The organism is Tannerella forsythia, assembly GCF_001006485.1.
Classification (GTDB): domain Bacteria; phylum Bacteroidota; class Bacteroidia; order Bacteroidales; family Tannerellaceae; genus Tannerella; species Tannerella forsythia.
The window spans coordinates 210797-228897 of record NZ_JUET01000058.1; the positions used below are offsets into that span (position 1 = coordinate 210797).

Below are 18101 nucleotides of genomic sequence, written 5' to 3' on the forward strand. Positions count from 1 at the left end.
GCACCCCACGCGATATTCGTTTTTTGCCCCGACATGTTTGGTTTATTCTGCCACCGCTTTTTGCTGCCGCTTGCGTTCGTTTTCGTCAAGGAGGATTTTGCGCATGCGCATAAAGTGAGGGGTCACCTCCACGTATTCATCGGCCTTGATGTATTCGAGCGCATCTTCAAGGCTGAAGACGGTTGGGGGGGCCAGCCCCACCTTCTCGTCCGAGCCGGAAGCACGCATGTTTGTCAGTTTTTTCGATTTGGTGACGTTCACGACCAGATCGCCTTCTTTCGTATGTTCGCCGACTACTTGTCCGGCATACACCTCTTCGCCTGGTGCGATGAAAAATCGTCCGCGCGACTGCAGGTTGTTGAGTGCGTATGCAAACGCATTGCCGGTTTCCATCGCAATGATGGAGCCGTTTTGGCGACGCTCGATAGGTCCTTTCCACGGCTGAAATTCGAGGAAACGATGTGCCATGATGGCTTCGCCGGCCGAGAGAGTAAGCACGAGGTTGTTCAGCCCGATGATGCCGCGCGAAGGAATGGTGAAGACGAGAAAGACACGCTCGTTCTTACTCTCCATCGACATCATTTCGCCTTTCCGCTTTGTCACCACATCGATGATTTTGCTGGCGCATTCTTCGGGCAGATTCACCGTCAACTGTTCTACCGGTTCGTGTTTAATGCCATCGATCTCCTTGATAATCACTTGCGGCTGTCCTACCTGCAGCTCGTAGCCTTCGCGGCGCATCGTCTCAATAAGCACCGACAGATGCAGTACCCCGCGCCCGAACACGTTCCATGAGTCGGCCGACTCCGTCGGTTCTACGCGCAGCGCGAGGTTTTTGTCCAACTCCTTCGTGAGGCGTTCGAAAATATGGCGCGACGTAACAAACTTCCCATCTTTGCCGAAGAACGGAGAGTTGTTGATCGTGAAGAGCATCGACATCGTCGGCTCGTCGATAGCGATCGTCGGCAACGCTTCCGGCTCGTTGGCGTCGGCAATCGTCTCGCCGATCTCGAAGCCTTCCACCCCGATCACGGCGCAGATATCACCGGATGGCACGGCTTCTACCTTTTTGCGCCCTAATCCTTCAAACACATCGATCTCCTTGATCTTTGAGCGCACGAACGAACCGTCACGCTTGCAGAGCATGATATCCTGTCCTTCAAGAAGCTCACCGCGATGGACGCGCCCCACGGCGATTCGTCCCACGTATTTGGAGTAATCGAGCGAAGTGATCAACATTTGCGATGCTCCACGAAGGGTTTCCGGCTCGGGAATATATTGAATGATGGCATCGAGCAACGGATAAATATCTTCTGTCGGTTGCTGCCAGTCGTCCGACATCCATCCCTGCTTGGCCGAACCGAAGAGGGTCGGGAAGTCGAGCTGTTCTTCTGTGGCGTCGAGGCTGAACATCAGATCGAAGACCATCTCCTGTACCTCCGACGGACGACAGTTGGGTTTATCGACCTTGTTGATGACCACGATCGGCTTCAGTCCGATCTGAATAGCTTTTTGCAGGACGAAGCGCGTCTGCGGCATCGGTCCCTCGAACGCATCGACAAGCAGCAGGCAGCCGTCGGCCATATTGAGCACCCGCTCCACTTCGCCGCCGAAGTCGGCATGCCCGGGCGTATCGATGATATTGATCTTGTAATCCTTATAGTTAATGGAAACGTTTTTGGCGAGAATCGTAATCCCCCGTTCGCGTTCCAGATCGTTACTGTCTAAAAACTGATCCGGTTCGGCCTGTCCTTCGCGGAAAAGCTTACCGGCCAGCAGCATCTTGTCAACCAGCGTCGTCTTGCCATGATCCACATGGGCAATAATAGCGATATTTCTAATTTTTTGCATAGATAACCTGTTACTTTCGGGGGCAAAAGTAAGCATAAAAATTCAGCGACGCGAAAAAAAAAGAGGTCGGAAACGTTTGTCTGTCCGAATAAAAGCCCTATCTTTGTAGCCGCTTAAATAAAATGGTATTAATTTATTCAAAGTAGAACATGTATTTAGATTCAGCAAAAAAAGAAGAGATTTTCGGGAAATACGGAAAATCGAAAGCCGACACCGGATCGGCGGAAAGTCAGATCGCGTTGTTCACGTACCGCATCAGTCATCTGACGGAGCACATGAAGAAGAACAAGAAAGACTTCAACACTTCGCGCGCATTGAAGATGCTCGTAGGGAAGCGTCGTCGTCTGCTCGACTACCTGATGAAGATCGATATCGAACGTTATCGTGCCATCATCAAAGAACTCGGCATCCGGAAGTAATCCGGACATCCGAACACCACGTATAAAAAAGCAACTGTCCTTTTGCGGGCAGTTGCTTTTTCGGTATAATTTGCTTTGAGCTGATTGTTAATTTTTAATGGTCAATGGTTATGGGAAAGTGAAAAACTCGGTTGGTCAGAGAACGCAATGGCTGTATTCCGGGGTGGTCCGGAGGTCGCTTTTCGGATAATCGTAGAGGGGGAAGCGAGATTCCGTCTTGCCTTCGGTAAAATACCAGATGTCGGCGTAATGTTCCGGCTTCTCGCCCATTTTGTGAAGTTGGAGCATATACTGCAGGATGGATTTGTTCTCACGAATAAAGACCTTGCCGATGCGTCCGATCATGGGGCTATGTCTGCGCGTATGATCGTGATCAAACTCCAGCACTCGTTTGCCGTCGGGGGTGATGCCTGCCAGTGTGAAGGTCATGCTTTTGCCGATTCCGGGGAGGTTGAGTACGTTTCGGTCGGTTGCCACAAAAGGGAGGTCCCTCGCTTCGCAGAAGTGCCGGATAGCATCACCGCGGTCGTTGCTGTTGTGGAGGAGCGAGAGAAATTCGGCTTCGGTTTTGCGGTCAAGCTTGCCGAGCGCTTTCTCTTCCTGCTGTTCCTGCATCGAGCGGCTGTTAGGTGCAAATACAGCATAGTTCTCTTCAAACCCTTTCACGGAGAAGGTGTAATAGCAAAGCACGCCGAGCGCATTGAGGGTCTTGCGCAGTTTGGCTGTGTGTCCGCGACGCGAGGCAGCCACGTTGTAAACGAGTTGATTCGTAATGCTCCATCCGGTCGAGAGGATGCGGCGGAGGGCTTCGCGCGCTTCGGGGGTCACTTCGAGCGGTGACTGAAAATGGGTTTGGATGACAAACTGTTTGATCCCTACGGCCGATGCTTTGGCTTTGAATTCGCGCAGAATGGTCAGCAGCTCGTCATTGATCCGCATGGGCAAGTAGACCGGCAGGCGCGAGCCGAGCCGTACACGCTGCATCTCGGCATATTTCTCGCCGTTGGGGCGTTTCAGGTTCGCATTTCGTTTGTTTATCGCCATTTTGTAGACGGCATCGAGGATATGGCGCAGCGTTTTGTTCTGGCTCATCAGCGCATCGCCTCCGGTGATGAGGATATCTCTCAGTTGCGTATCTTCTTCGAAGTATTTCATTAGTTTACGTAATCGTATCTCCCAGCTTTCTTTGGGCTTGAGGTCTTCGAAGTTGAAATTCAGACGTTCGCTTTGGAAGTCGTACATGCGCTGACACGATGCGCACAGTCCGCCACATGCGCGTCCCATGGAGTCGGGGATGAGGATAGCTACTTCAGGGTAGCGGCGGTGGATGTTGTGTCCGTCGGGGAGTAACCATCCTGCGGCATTCGGTTTGCCGACCTCGATTACGTCTTCTTTCTCCCAAGCGCGTATCTTACCGTATGTATCGACAAGCTCGGGCGAGTACAGCACATAGCTGCGCAGCGTCTGATCGTCATAGCCCCGCCCGGTGGGATTCAGCAACGACAGGTAATAGGGCGTCACGAAGACCGGAATACCTTTCTCCCGCGCCTTGCGGTAGGTCTGCATCGTTTCTTCGGACAGCGTATGTCCCAGCATCCGGTTCAGTTCGTCGGCGTTCTTTACGGCAAACGTGAGGTGAAAACGATGGTCGTCCCACCATGTGCTCATGAGACACCGTTTTTCTTTCTCACTGCATCCTTCGGGAAAGACGTAACGGTTTGATGTGGAGTGCCGTCGTTCGATACGGTGGATAAGCTGTTCAATAATTCGTTCTTTGTTTTCACGTCGTATGGTGCGTACGTCTTTGCTCAGCCCGCTCGGCCAGCGTTTCATCCATTGCAATACTTGAGTCGGCGACGGGGTGGAGCGCTCCGGTGCATGGAGTCGCATGAACTGGTGATAGAGATCGGTCAGGAAGTCGACGGAGACGTCGTGATCGTCATGCAGCCGTCCGGCCAGGAATTGCCGGAGGAGCGAGAGAGTCTTTAGCTTGATCTCGGACTCGGTCGAGAGTTCGAAAATGGTTTTGCCGTCGTATGCGATTAATCGCGCGATATTTCGCACGCCATCGGGATGGAAGTTTCCGGAGAGTAGCAGTTTGTTCAGCCGCTGTTTGAACTCGGTCTCGTCGCGGCTCGACGAAGCGAGTGCAACAATGTGCGGAAGATCGTGCTCGAATCGACTTCGTATATCCTGGTGAGGGGAAAGGCAGTATTTGTGTTTCATCTGCGTCGTGTTTTGGAGTGTTATGTTTGCAAATATAACGAAACGGACGCGGATAAGCAAAATTTTTGATCGGTATCAGGCGTTGGGATGCAAGTTTCCCTCTCCCCCGATTTTTTGTTTGCCGGGTACGGACGCATATTTCCCAATATTCGGCAGAGCAGACAATGAAAAAAACAGTATCTTTGCCGTATGCTTATTCAAGAATTAACAGCACATTGCACATTGTTTCAGGGTGTGAAGCCGGAGACGGTCCAGGACTTGTTCGACCGCTACGGCTATGCGCTCCGCTCGTATCCCGAACAGTCTTTTCTGGCGATGCAAGGCGAGATGTGTCGTTCGTTGTTTATTCTCTGCCACGGCCATATCAATGCTTTGATGATTAATCACGAAGGGCGTCAGATTATTGTCGAGCAATTTACGGACTGGTCGGTGCTTGCGCCTGCTTTTCTGTTGGCTACGCACAACGTCTTCCCTGTCAATATTGAAACCACGTCGCCCTGCGAAGTGCTTGTGCTGAACAAGGACACGCTGCTCAAGATGCTGCATGCCGACTTGCGTATGATGGAAAATTTCTTGCGCGAAATTTCGGACAAGTGTGCCGTACTGACCGGACGACTCCATAGCTTCGCCCTGAAATCGCTTCGCGAACAATTGTTGCAATATCTTCACACGCGAGAGCACTACGGAAAACAGCAGGAAATCGCCGATCGGTTAGGCGTGGCGCGTCCTTCACTCAACCGCGTGTTGCAGGAACTGTGTCACGAAGGAATCGTTAAACTCGAACACGGAAAAATCACCCTGCTGAAACGCTCGCTTCCGAAATCCGATTCATAAAAAGAAAGGGCGTGCCGTGTTGACACTCCCCTCCGCACTTCTCCCAACTTCCGAAGAGCTGAGACGGCTAACCACCGTAAAAATTACGAATGACAAATTACGAATGACGAACGCCTCCTCCTGTCATTCCGAACGTAGTGACGAATCTTGCCTCGAACGCTTCGGCGTTCGTCCATGGGCCTCGGGCGGTGAGCCGACGGAGCAGCGAGCAGGACGAAAGAAAATCAGGCTGTCCGAAGCAAAGCGAGTTACCTGATTTTCGACCTGTAAGCGTCGCGAAGGCGTGTGAAGCGCACGAAGCCTTGACCTTTGGGTCACTTTTGGGTCAAGCCCAAAGTGACAGAAAAAGATTCATCGCTGACACTCTGAATGACAGGGTAGGAGAATTACGAATTATAAGTTACGAATGACGAACGCTGATTAATTCAGGCTTGCAGCCCTCTTATCGGGGGTGCATCCTTTTTCCCAACGCTTTGCTTCGCTACGCATTGGGCTGAATTAACACGCCCTTTCAGGGCTGTTTTCCAATTGTTGGTTATTGATGGTTATTTGCCAGGTACACGAATCATGTACCCGGCATGACAATTAACAACAGACAACTATACATTTAATATGTATGTTCTCCCTCGCGTATCTCCTGATCGTTGATCTTATGCAAATCCAACGCCCGCCATGCATAGAAGATATACGCCAGCACGAACGGAATCAGGAACGAAACGTACATCATCGTCTGAAGGGTAAAATGGCTCGACGAACTGTTTTGAATCGTTAAGGAGCTTTGCAGATCGACCGTCGACGGATAGTACGCCGTATGATTCCAACCTGCACAAAGCAACAACGCCAGCACTGTCAGTACCGTCCCTGTCCCGGCGAACCAGATCCCTTTGACGTGATATTTCGAGAGCATCGTGTCGATGATACCGTAGAGCACCAGTACGACTCCTGCGAGGAAAAGTACCAGTACGACCGGCATCTCCAGCAGATTGTTCAGATATTTGTACGGTTGCATGAAGATTGCTTCCGTCTCCGGCTGTACCGCATACCCTTCCATCGTCATCAGACGACCGACGAACAGGAGGAAGAAAACGAGAAATCCGCCTGCTTCGATCGGCAGACGCTTACGGCAGTGCTTATCCACCTCGTCGTCTTCGATGTTATTTACGAAATAAAGGATGGCCAATACCCTCGCCAAAAAGAATACGGCTGCTCCGAGGCACAGATTCCAGACTACCGTCACGGCCTCCAGACCATGCCACGGCGTGGCCCAACGCGAAATCACCGGCATGCTTACCTCGGTGAGCTGTGTCTTATCGATCACGAACTCGGCGCCCGTAAAAAACGTGCCGACCGCCGTGCCGAGCAGCAGCGGCCCAAGCACTCCGTTAATGATCAGAAAAATCCGGTAGGTTTTTTCCCCTAAGAGGTTACCTTTTTTAGCCTGAAATTCGTACGAGACGGCTTGCAGCACAAAGCAAAGCAGAATCAGTGTCCACACCCAGTAGGCGCCTCCGAAGCTCGTCGAATAAAACAGGGGAAACGACGCAAAGAAAGCCCCTCCGAAGGTGACCAGCGTCGTGAATGTAAACTCCCACTTGCGACCGATCGAGTTGATCAGCAATTTCTGCTGTCTTTCCGTCTTTCCTATCGTAAACAGCAGCGATTGACCGCCCTGCACAAACATCAAAAATACCAGCAGCGCTCCCAGCAACGAGACCAGAAACCACCAATATTCTTGAAGAAACTGATAACTTATTTGATTCATAGTGTTTCGTTTTTAATTGGTTGTCATTATTCGGAAATTTCAGGGCCTTTCTTGATGGCCTTCGTCATGATGCCGATCTCGGCAATAAGCAAGATCGTGAATAGTACGAGGAACAGGAAGAACGTCAACTGCACCGAACCGGTTGACAGTTTCGATACGGCTGCTCCCGTCGGCATCAGGTCCTGGATCACCCATGGCTGCCGCCCTACTTCGGCTACGATCCATCCCGCCTGACTGGCAATGTAAGCCAACGGGATAGACCAAAGAGAAACCTTTTGCAGCCAGCGATGTTTCGTGATTTGTTCTTTCCGTCCGAATACCAGCACCAGTACGAAAATCAACATAAAGAAAAGTCCTAATCCGACCATCACGCGGAACGAGTAAAACGTCAGCGCCACCGGCGGGATCAGTTCGGCCGGGTCTTTGATGTAACCGTAGCCGAAATAGCGGAAGTTTTCTTCCAAAGTAGAACGGCTCGTCTGCATCGACGCCTCGTCACCGGCCTTGACGGCCTTCCGATAATCGGCCATTGCCTGAATTGCCAGTCTCCCGCGCGCCATCTTCTCCTGTGCCGATATCGTCACACCATCACCCGAAGGATAACCGCCGTCGATAAGGTCGCCGATACCGGGTACAAACGCGTTGGGATCGCGTTCCGTCAGCAACGACAACAGCTTGGGGATGCCGATCTTTCCGATGAACGGGTCCTCGTTATCGTTGTACGCTTTCTTCGAAGGGTTTAAGACCCCGACAGCCACCAGCTCTACTCCGTTCGAGCCTTTATACAAACCCTCCATCGCAGCCAGCTTCATCGGTTGATATTGTCCGACGCAGTAAGCCGAACCATCGCCCGTCCACATCAGCAATACGGATGATACGAGACCGAATATCGCACCGATCTTTATGCTTTCCGTCGCAAATTGCCGCTGACGATTCCGCAGCAGGAACCACGAGCTGACACCCACAACGAACACCGCGCCAAGCACCCAGGCGGAGAGTACGGCGTGGAGGAACTTATTGATCGCTACCGGCGAGAAAGCAACCGCCCAAAAGTCGAACATCTCGTTCCGCACCGTGTCCGGATTAAACTGCATGCCGATCGGATATTGCATCCACGCGTTGGCTACCAGAATCCAGAAGGCCGAAAGGGTTGCACCCGTAATCGTCAGCCAGGTAGAAGCCAGATGTGCACCTCTGCTGACCTTGTTCCAGCCAAAGAACATGACGGCGATAAACGTGGCTTCCATAAAGAATGCCAGAATACCTTCGATTGCCAACGGAGCGCCGAAGATATCGCCTACGAACCAACTGTAGTTCGACCAGTTCGTGCCGAACTCAAATTCCAGGATCAGACCGGTAGCCACTCCAATCGCAAAATTGATACCGAAGAGTTTCATCCAGAATTTGGCTGTTTCTTTCCAAAACTCTTTTCCGGTACGGTAGTAGATCGTTTCCGTCACGGCCATCACAATTCCCAGCCCGAGGGTGAGCGGAACGAATAGCCAGTGATAGATGGCTGTCAAGGCAAACTGCGCCCGCGACCAATCAACCAAAGAAGAATTTAAATTTTCAATCATCGTGTTTTATTTTAGTCATTTATTAATTTGATGGATTTAACGCTCTCTCAACGAGTTCTTCCGAGACATAATGCTCTTTTTCTGCCGCCGTGTCGAACCGGTTCAGGTATCGTGGGAAAAAGAAAATTTTCAGGATCACGAACATGACGAACAGTTTAATCAAAATCAATATCCAAAGCGTCCTTCCCCAAGTCATTGACCTGAAGCCCTCAACATAGAATCGGAAGATACGCATCGACAGATTGCGATAGTTCATGACATTGTATTGATTACAAAATTAATGCTTATGCAAATGTAATTTCTTTTTTGGAAACATGCAACACCCGCATCTTTTTTATAAATTTGCACAAAGGAACATAACCCTCTAATAAGATAAATGTTATACGCATGGATGTTGATCTCAGACTTCTGAAAGAAGGAAATGAGCATGTTTTCAGACAAATCGTTCAGTCTTGCGAAGGCCGATTGAACCGATTTGCCATGATATACACACAAAACCGTGCAGTATCCGAAGAGATCGTGTCTGACACCTTTCTGTCGTTATGGATAAACCGTCATTCTCTGGATGAAAATACTCGATTAATTCCTTATCTGACGGTTATTCTCCGAAATAAATGTATAAATTATTTGAGGTCCTTCCGGCATAAGTTTGTATCGATCGACGAGATGGATATCGGAGCGATGTACATGAAAGCTCATTTGTATACATTAGAGGATGATGCCTCCGGACTTTTGGAAGAGGAGGATTTGCGACTTATAATAAGCAAGGCGATGGAATCGTTGCCGGAAAAAACACGTGCGATTTTTGAGATGAGTCGTATCCAGGGCATAAAAAATAAGGAGATCGCGGATAAATATGGCTTGTCTGTGAAGACAATAGAATTCCATATCACGAAGGCTTTGCAACATCTGAGAAAAAATCTGCCGAAAGAATATTTCTTCTTATTCTTTTTCCTGTTTTCTTCTTATTGGCGTTAACCGGAGTTCCACAGCGTTTCCGTAGGAATGGAAAAATTATCTGTCGCGTTGCCAGCATAAAGCCTGGATTCGAGAAGAACGTTCATTCATTATTCACATTTAACAGCTATATTTTAGGGTGTGATGAAGGATTTGTTGTTCTTTATTATGAATATGGATACTTTAAAATATGGATGATCTGTTATTGATAAAATTCATTGAACAGGACGTGACGATTGAAGAAGCACGTCAGGTTTTGAGCTGGATGGAACAGTCTGAAGCAAACCGATCACATTTTGCCGAGTTGCAAACTTTATGGGCGGCAACCCTGATCGACGCTCCGCATGAAACAAATGACAGGGCGGTAAAAAAGATTGTGGGACGCATACGGAAAAAAGATAAGAAGAAAATGCCACTATCCCTGTATTATGCAGCGGCGGCATGTGTGATTGTTGTGATTGCTGCGGGGATTGCCGTATGGAATACATGGGAGAAGAACTTTGATTATGAGGCGGCCGTAAGACAATTTTCGTGCGGCGATAAGATCATATTGAAAATCGGAGGAAAAGAGGAGATACGATGCGCCGAATCGATTGTGAAAATCTTGCATAATCATCGGCAAACGGTCATTAATGATACGATCGAAGTCATTGATCGGGAAAGGCGAGAACCGAATGTCTTATATGTACCTTACGGAAAGCGTGCAGAACTTCTGCTTTCCGACGGCACAATGATCTATTTAAATTCCGGTTCTACGCTTATCTATCCATCCTGTTTTACGACCCGCCGAAGGGAAGTTTATCTTGATGGCGAAGCTTATTTTGATGTTTCCAAGGATGAAAGCCGAGCGTTTGTTGTCAAAACGTTGTATCGTTCGGTAGAGGTCTTAGGCACGAAATTTAATGTATCCGTCGACAGGGAGTTTCAAACGTTTGAGACGATGCTGGTCAACGGCTCGGTGATGATAAAAGGGGATGCAACGGATGAGCTATTGAGACCGGATCAATATTACACCTTTTCGGATCAAACGAAGATCGAGGAGGTCCGGACTGTTGATGCAACTTGCTATACATCATGGATCGAGAACAGACTTCAATTCAAAAAAGAGAAGTTGTATAAAGCGATACGCAAGTTGGAGAAAACATACGACATACGGATCGAACTGATGGATCGTCAATATCTCAATTATCAGGTTTCGGGGCAACTTAATCTCAGAAACTCGGCAGAAGAAACGGTCAGAATGCTCATGGAAACGGTTGCTCCGGAGAAGTTGATTGACGAAAAAGCGTTTTATAAAATCAAACATAATCATTAATCCTATTTTAATAACATGGGAAAGATGAGTAATTCACACAAAAGAAAAGGCCTCGGATTTGCTTTCGGCTGCCGAAGAGCGCTTGTTGTTTGCTTATTATCTGTGGTTGGACTGTCGGTACATGCCAATGTCCTAAAATCTTCAGTCAGCCTGACAATGAAAAATGTTACATTGCAACAACTCTTTGATGAGATTCACAGACAAGTAGGTGTAAGCATTATTTATTCCAATGAAATTGTAAATGACGATGAAACGATCTCGATTCAAGTCAAAAATTCGACATTGGAAGAGACGCTGAAAATGGCCTTAAAAGGGAAGAATATCTCCATCAGGGAGAGAAACGGACAAGTCGTATTGTTTCCTTCTTCAGAAAAAAACGGGGAGCGCGTACATGCCCCCGATCAGCGAAAAGTGAACATTACGGGAACCGTAGTCGATCATCTCAATGATCCCTTACCCGGTGTAAATATACAGGTTAAGGGTTTGTCTGTCGGGACTATTACAGATGCGGAGGGCGTTTTCTCGATTGAAGTTCCTTATGCCGATGCGGTGTTGGTTTTTTCGTATGTCGGGTTTCAGCCCGAAGAGGTCGCACTTAATGGCAGAGACCGGATCGCAGTTCGGTTGGTGGAAGACAGCAAGGCGATGGAAGAGGTGGTTGTCATAGGATACACTACGCAAAGGAAGGCGACGATTACAGGCTCGATTGCTACTATCACAACGAAAGATCTGCAACAAAGTCCCACGGCGAATCTTAATAATGCGCTTGCAGGACGTATGCCGGGATTAATGGTCAATCAATTCAGCGGGGGAGAGCCGGGCGTTGATGCAGCCACTCTGAGAGTACGCGGTACGGGTACTTATGGCGATCAGTCTCCGATCATTATTGTCGACGGGGTAGAACGTGACATGAGTTATCTTGCTCCGGAAGAAATAGAAACATTTACGATTCTCAAGGACGCTTCGGCAACAGCGCCTTACGGAGTACGCGGGGCCAATGGAGTCATTATTGTAACAACGAAGCGCGGAAAAGCGCAAGAAAAGGCTACCGTCAACTTCAAGGCGTCCGTTGGCACGAATAACCCTGTGAAATTTCCGAAATACTTAGGTTCTGCCGATTATGCCATGCTTTATAATGAAGCTGTGATTAATAGCAATCCGAACGTTGATCGGTCGAAATTGACCCTTTTTTCGGAGAAAGCGATTGCCGATTATCGGAGAGCGAAAGGGGATAATTCGGACGGCTTGGGATATGATAACGATTATTTCGACTATGCATTTCAAACCGGAATGCAGCAGGATTACAGTCTTTCGGTACGAGGGGGATCCGATCGGGCGCGTTATTATGTAATGGCCAACTATTATGAGCAAAGCGGCAACTACAAACATACCGATCTCACACAATATGAAACGCAAGCTGTTTTCAAACGATATAATTTCCGGGCCAATGTTGATGTAAATATCACGAAGAATTTCTACGTAAAAGTTGATTTGGGGGCGCGTATAACGGATCGAAATGCTCCCGGAACGACGGCCTCCCGAATAGTCGCCATCTGTAATACACAGCCTCCTTATTTGCCAATTACGCTGCCTGATAACGGTCATGCGGACAATCAGAAATATGTGCTGAAAAATCCATATGGATTATTGTATGGAGACTACCAGCACCGCTATAACATATTGGGCGAATTGTCACGTACGGGCTATCTGAATGAGAAGAAGACTTATTTAAACGGTTCTTTTGCCATCGGACACCGTCTTGACTTTATCACCAAAGGGCTAAAAATAGAGGGCGTTTTTTCGTATGATGCGGAAGAGGGACGATGGATTCGGCGTCTTCTCGAGACACGCGCCGACGGATACGCCCATTATGGAAGGTATGCCACGTTTCAACCGGAAGAAGGGAATAATGGCTCTTATTACATGAATCACACTTCGTATGATGGTAAATATAAATTGGGCAACCCCTGGTATGACACGGATGAAACGATCAGCAATAATTTGGAGCATAATCCGACGCAAAGTAAAACATATTATCAGTTGAAACTCGATTATTTACGTCGGTTTGGGGCACACGATGTTTCAGGGCTCATACTGTTCAACCGCTCGACACGAACATATGATAATCGTGTAGATTATCGTTATCAGGGAATTAGCGGACGGATTACGTATGGCTATGAGAATAAGTATCTGGCTGAATTTAACATAGGGTATAATGGTTCGGAAAACTTTGCTCCGGGCAAACGCTACGGAACATTTCCGGCTGCTTCTGTAGGATGGGTCATATCGCGCGAATCATTTATGGAAAAAGCGAATTCATGGTTGGATATGTTAAAGATAAGAAGTTCTTTCGGGTTAGTCGGGAGCGACATGATATCCGATTTGGACGATGATCGCTTCGCCTATCTGCAGTTTTACAGAGGAGGTAACGGTTATAACTTTGGTGTAAATGAGTTCGGCAGTCGTTATGATGGCTTGCACGAAGGGAATTTCGCCAACCCTGATTTGACCTGGGAAAAAGCTCAAAAACTCAATATCGGATTGGATGCATCGCTCTTCAACGAACGTCTTACATTCTCGTTCGATTATTTCAGGGAACATCGCTATGACATTATTACGAGTTTGAACGGTAGTGATAAACTTGGATTCCCTGATATTGTAGGCAAAGACGCACCATTCATCAATTCAGGTATTGTCGATAATTATGGTGTCGACTTCGAAATAGGCTGGAACGGACGTGTGGGGAAAAATCTTCGTTATTACATAAAGCCTAACTTTACATTCGCTCGGAATAAGATCAAATTTATGAACGAGATAAATTATGATAACGACTACCGTAGAAATACCGGCAAACGTATTGGCGAGCATTTTGTTTACATCGCAGACCATTTTGTTCGTGATCAGGAGGAGGCCGACCGTTTAAATGCGATGAACAGTGGCAGTGGCTTTCAGCCATGGGGAAAACTTTATCCCGGTGATGTTGTATATAAAGACCTCAACGGAGACGGTAAGATTGATAACGAAGGAGACCGTATACCTATGGGATATCCGAGAACTCCCGAAATACAATTCGGTATTCCGATCGGAATACAATATAAGGGCTTGGATTTTAGCTTGCTCTTCCAGGGTTCAGGCCACAGCAGTGTGTTGCTTAACGGGGCTGCTGTGTGGGATTTTCCTGCATATGAACAGGATCAAATCGGCAAAGTAAAACCGATGCACCTTGAGCGATGGACAGAAGAAAGAAAAGAGGGAGCAAAGTATCCGAGACTGACTTATGGAGCGAATAACAATAATAAAAATAATCACAGCAGTTTGTTCTTATATGACGCTTCATACTTGCGTCTGAAGAACTTGGAAATCGGATATTCGCTTCCCCAAAGTGCGATTCGTTTCGCAGGATTACAAAACTTCAGAATATATGCACAGGGAATGAATCTTTTAACTTTTGATAATCTGGGAGAGGTAGATGTCGATCCGGAAACAAGGAGCGGAGACGGTTCATGGTATCCCGTACAGCGTATTTTTAATTTTGGCATTAATATTACGTATTAACTTTAAAACTCAATGACATGAATAAGATAAAGCTTTTGACAAGCCTTTTGGTGTGTTTATCAATAATCTTTTGCGGATGTGACGACTACTTGGATAAAACGCCTGACGATAAAGTGAATGAAAAAGAGGTGTTTACCTCATATGATAAGGTGGAAAAATTAGTGACGGACCTCTACGAAGGCTGTAAAACGGCCAATAGACCGCTGCTTTATTTTAACCATTTTGGAACCGCCTCTGTTACCGATGAGTGCAGTGCCAGCAGTCATGAGGCAGCGATTCCTCATCAGTTTCATATCGGTAATTATGGCCCGTCGCAAGGGATGCCTTCTCGCAGTAGCTGTGGCCAGTACTGGGAGCATTTATATGAGAAGGTGCGTAAAGCCAATATTATACTTGAAGGAGTAAAAAAATATGATACACCTGATAATCCGCAGATGGGACGTGAAGGAGACATCACAAAACGTGTCGGTGAGACGTATTTCCTGCGAGGCTACCTGCATTTTCTTTTATTGCGCGCTTATGGAGAGATGCCCTACATCGATCGTGTAATCATGCCCAATGACAAGATGGAATTCAAGCAATTGTCTGCACATGAAATTGTCGAGCGAATATGTGCGGATGCTGATTCGGCATATCATAGGGTTTCGGCTTTTAACGGCGGACAAGACTTTGGGCGCGTAGACAAAGGCGCTTGTCTCGGACTGAAAGCCGTGGTGCGATGGATGGCGGCAACTCCGATGTATAATGGTGGCAATATTCCTAACGATACGCGTATATATAAAGACGAATACGGATATGTTGCCAAACGCTGGGAATTGGCGAAGCAGGCGGCCAAAGCTGTGCTGGAATGTAAGGACCATAATGGGAATTTACGCTATGGGCTGTATAAAAAATATGATGAAAAAGACTTTGGAGACATAGACAATAAAAACACAAGCAATGGAAAAGTCTATAAAAGACTGTGGACCATGTTTTATGATATGGATGCCATACAGCAGGAGTGGGTCTGGTTTGTAACGAGAGATAAAGATACGGGATGGTCCGGAGACGTATTGCCTCCTTCACAAGGTGGGCATGCACGCCAGCGCCCGCTGCAGGAACAGGTCGATGAATACGAATATATCGCTTCTGATGGATACGGGTATCCGGTGTATGGCTCGCGCGCAGTAACAGACGGATATGACGACGCAAATCCATATGAAAGCGTAAAGCGCGATCCGCGTTTCTACCGTGATATTCGTTATCATGGTTCTTCTTATCGCAGCAGTATACTCAATACGGCGGAAAAAAATGATGCCGTAAGCGGAAGCTATCTTGATAATGCATCTCACACAGGATATTATATGCGTAAGTTTTATAAGGATGGGTGGAATAAAGGCTCCGGAGGGCATTCGATCAGCGCTCCTGCCATATGGAGGCTTCCTGAATTCATCTATATCTATTGTGAGGCCGTCAATGAAACGACAGGGCCCAATGAAGAAATATATGCTCTACTCAACGAAATACGCGCTCGTTCGTTCATGGCACCGATTCCTCCTGCTGCAAAGACGGACAAGAAGCTGATGAATCAATACATACAGCGGGAACGACGTGTCGAACTCTTTTATGAGAACCATCGTATATGGCATTGCAGATTGTACTTAGAACCGGATGATCCTGAGATGATTGCTCTTGAAAAAGCATATACCAATGCCGACCATTGGCCTTATCCTAAAACACAACGCAGTTCGCACGGTATGAGGCCTGTCGAAGACGCTAACGGTAAGATCGAAGTCGATGGTAAGAAATACAAGATGCAACGTTTTGAAGTCCGGGATGACCGTGTCTTTGAAACACCCAGACATTACTGGTTTCCTATTATGACTGATGAGTTAAAACGTACTCCCTCATTGAAGCAGAATCCGGGATGGTAGGGGCTATGGTAAGATTAAGCTGTAGAATAGCAGGTCGGTATGAAAGTGCGTAAAAAAGAATACGAATATTTTTGTTTTATTCCTTTTTTCTTTACATTTGCATGGTTTTTTCATGTATTTTACAGTTATAATTACAATATCAAACTTAACTAACTATGTCAAACATTTCAAGAAGAAGTTTTCTCCAACAGGGAGCTGCTGCCGCTGCAGCATTGTCGTTCGTCCCGAGCAGTGTATTAGGTAAAAGTCATGGCTATACCGCCCCGACGGATAAGTTGAATATTGCCGCTGTGGGTATCGGCGGAATGGGAAATGCCAACATCAAGAAAGTGTCGCCGACCGAAAACATCGTCGCTCTTTGCGATGTGGACTGGAAGTATGCCAAAAAAGTATTCGATGCGCATCCCAAAGCCAAGAAGTATTGGGACTATCGGAAGATGTACGACGAAATGGGCAAATCGATCGACGGGGTGATCGTGGCTACGGCCGATCACACGCACGCGATCGTTACGGCCGATGCCATTACGCTGGGCAAGCACGTTTACGTACAAAAACCGTTGACCCACTCGGTTTACGAATCGCGTCTGCTTACGAAGCTGGCTGAGAAATATCAGATCGCAAGCCAGATGGGTAATCAGGGAGCATCGGGCGAAGGTGTCAATCAGGTCTGCGAATGGATCTGGAACGGCGAGATCGGTGAGGTGAAACGCGTGGATTGCGCTACCGACCGTCCGATTTGGCCACAAGGTCTGAATGCCCCGACGAAAGTCGATAAAATACCTTCGACGCTGAATTGGGATTTGTTCACAGGACCGGGTAAACTCAGACCGTTCAACAACATCTATCATCCGTGGAACTGGCGCGGATGGTGGGAATACGGTACAGGTGCTCTCGGAGATATGGCATGCCATATCATGCATCCGGCTTTCAAGGCGCTGAAACTGGGCTTTCCGATTCATGCCGAAGCTTCTTCGACGTTGTTATTGACTGACTGCGCTCCGCAGGCACAGCATGTGAAGCTGATCTTCCCGGCGCGTGAAAATATGCCTAAGTTAGCGCTTCCCGAAGTTGAAATACATTGGTACGATGGCGGCATGATGCCTGACCGTCCGGAAGGATTCCCGCAAGGCAAGCAACTGATGCAGGGCGGAGGCGGATTATGTATTTTCCATGGTACGAAAGATACGCTGATCTGCGGATGCTACGGACGTGACCCATTCCTGCTTTCGGGACGTGTACCGAATGCGCCGAAGGTAGAACGTCGGGTGTCCGACGCAGAGAGCGGCCACGAGCAGGATTGGGTGCGCGCATGTAAGGAAAGCCCGGCAAACCGCGTGAAGCCGAAGTCGGACTTCTCCGAAGCCGGACCGTTCAACGAAATGGTCGTGATGGGAGTACTGGCGGTTCGTTTGCAGGGACTGAACAAAGTGCTCGATTGGGACGGACAGAACATGAAGTTTACGAATATCAAGGATGACGAGATGCTCAAAATCCAGATCAGTGACGACTTCAAAGTGGTGGACGGCGATCCCAAGTTCGACAAGAAATTCACTGAGCCGATGAATGCGAAACAGTTTGCCGAGGAATTGGTGAAGCATACGTATCGCGCAGGCTGGAAGTTGCCGGATATGCCGTAAGCGGAAAATAATGAATACATAGACGAAGACGGAGAGCTTTCCGTGAGAGTTGCGG

At 47.9% G+C, this 18101-nt stretch carries 13 protein-coding genes; 8 read left to right on the forward strand and 5 right to left on the reverse strand.

Features of this window, described 5'->3' with window-relative positions:
* Nucleotides 1-42 precede the first annotated feature (42 nt).
* The gene (gene typA, locus Tanf_RS03930) at nucleotides 43-1851 is read right to left on the reverse strand and encodes a translational GTPase TypA (RefSeq protein WP_014225121.1); all 1809 of its coding nucleotides are present in this window, start codon (nucleotides 1849-1851) and stop codon (nucleotides 43-45) included.
* A 149-nt stretch (nucleotides 1852-2000) separates the two neighbouring features.
* Here typA and rpsO point away from each other — a divergent pair, with 149 nt between their 5' ends.
* Nucleotides 2001-2270 carry a 30S ribosomal protein S15 gene (gene rpsO, locus Tanf_RS03935; RefSeq protein ID WP_014225122.1) on the forward strand — a complete coding sequence of 90 codons (270 nt, stop codon included), beginning with the start codon at nucleotides 2001-2003 and terminating at the stop codon, nucleotides 2268-2270.
* Between the two features lie 135 nt (nucleotides 2271-2405).
* On the opposite strand, the gene Tanf_RS03940 is transcribed toward rpsO, so the two are convergent.
* A complete protein-coding gene (locus Tanf_RS03940; protein WP_046824971.1) occupies nucleotides 2406-4496 on the reverse strand; it encodes a KamA family radical SAM protein in 2091 nt (696 codons plus the stop codon).
* A gap of 189 nt (nucleotides 4497-4685) precedes the next feature.
* Here Tanf_RS03940 and Tanf_RS03950 point away from each other — a divergent pair, with 189 nt between their 5' ends.
* Nucleotides 4686-5330, forward strand: coding sequence for a Crp/Fnr family transcriptional regulator (locus Tanf_RS03950; protein ID WP_046824973.1), 645 nt, complete (start codon nucleotides 4686-4688; stop codon nucleotides 5328-5330).
* Nucleotides 5331-5346: 16 nt separating this feature from the next.
* Entirely contained in the window at nucleotides 5347-5586 is a 240-nt protein-coding gene (locus Tanf_RS14730; protein ID WP_140230696.1) for a hypothetical protein, read from the forward strand.
* Between the two features lie 351 nt (nucleotides 5587-5937).
* Here the strand turns inward: Tanf_RS14730 and Tanf_RS03955 are convergent, their stop codons facing one another.
* From Tanf_RS03955 to Tanf_RS03965, 3 genes are read right to left on the reverse strand one after another with little or no spacing between them, the layout of a single operon-like run.
* Nucleotides 5938-7092, reverse strand: coding sequence for a cytochrome d ubiquinol oxidase subunit II (locus tag Tanf_RS03955; protein ID WP_046824974.1), 1155 nt, complete (start codon nucleotides 7090-7092; stop codon nucleotides 5938-5940).
* 26 nt (nucleotides 7093-7118) lie between these two features.
* Nucleotides 7119-8669, reverse strand: coding sequence for a cytochrome ubiquinol oxidase subunit I (locus Tanf_RS03960; protein WP_046824975.1), 1551 nt, complete (start codon nucleotides 8667-8669; stop codon nucleotides 7119-7121).
* A 22-nt stretch (nucleotides 8670-8691) separates the two neighbouring features.
* Nucleotides 8692-8925 carry a DUF4492 domain-containing protein gene (locus tag Tanf_RS03965; protein WP_041590785.1) on the reverse strand — a complete coding sequence of 78 codons (234 nt, stop codon included), beginning with the start codon at nucleotides 8923-8925 and terminating at the stop codon, nucleotides 8692-8694.
* Nucleotides 8926-9056: 131 nt separating this feature from the next.
* Between Tanf_RS03965 and Tanf_RS03970 the strand changes: the two genes are divergently transcribed.
* From Tanf_RS03970 to Tanf_RS03990, 5 genes are all read left to right on the forward strand, one after another.
* Nucleotides 9057-9647, forward strand: a complete 591-nt coding sequence (locus Tanf_RS03970) for an RNA polymerase sigma-70 factor (protein ID WP_046824976.1) — start codon at nucleotides 9057-9059, stop codon at nucleotides 9645-9647.
* 169 nt (nucleotides 9648-9816) lie between these two features.
* Entirely contained in the window at nucleotides 9817-10941 is a 1125-nt protein-coding gene (locus Tanf_RS03975) for a FecR family protein (RefSeq protein ID WP_046824977.1), read from the forward strand.
* 24 nt (nucleotides 10942-10965) lie between these two features.
* On the forward strand, nucleotides 10966-14496 hold the full coding sequence (locus tag Tanf_RS03980; RefSeq protein ID WP_371706658.1) for a TonB-dependent receptor: 3531 nt from the start codon (nucleotides 10966-10968) through the stop codon (nucleotides 14494-14496).
* Between the two features lie 17 nt (nucleotides 14497-14513).
* Nucleotides 14514-16409, forward strand: a complete 1896-nt coding sequence (locus Tanf_RS03985) for a RagB/SusD family nutrient uptake outer membrane protein (protein ID WP_046824979.1) — start codon at nucleotides 14514-14516, stop codon at nucleotides 16407-16409.
* A gap of 155 nt (nucleotides 16410-16564) precedes the next feature.
* Complete coding sequence (locus Tanf_RS03990; protein WP_014225134.1) at nucleotides 16565-18046, forward strand: glycoside 3-dehydrogenase; 1482 nt, start codon at nucleotides 16565-16567, stop codon at nucleotides 18044-18046.
* The last annotated feature ends 55 nt before the right edge of the window (nucleotides 18047-18101 follow it).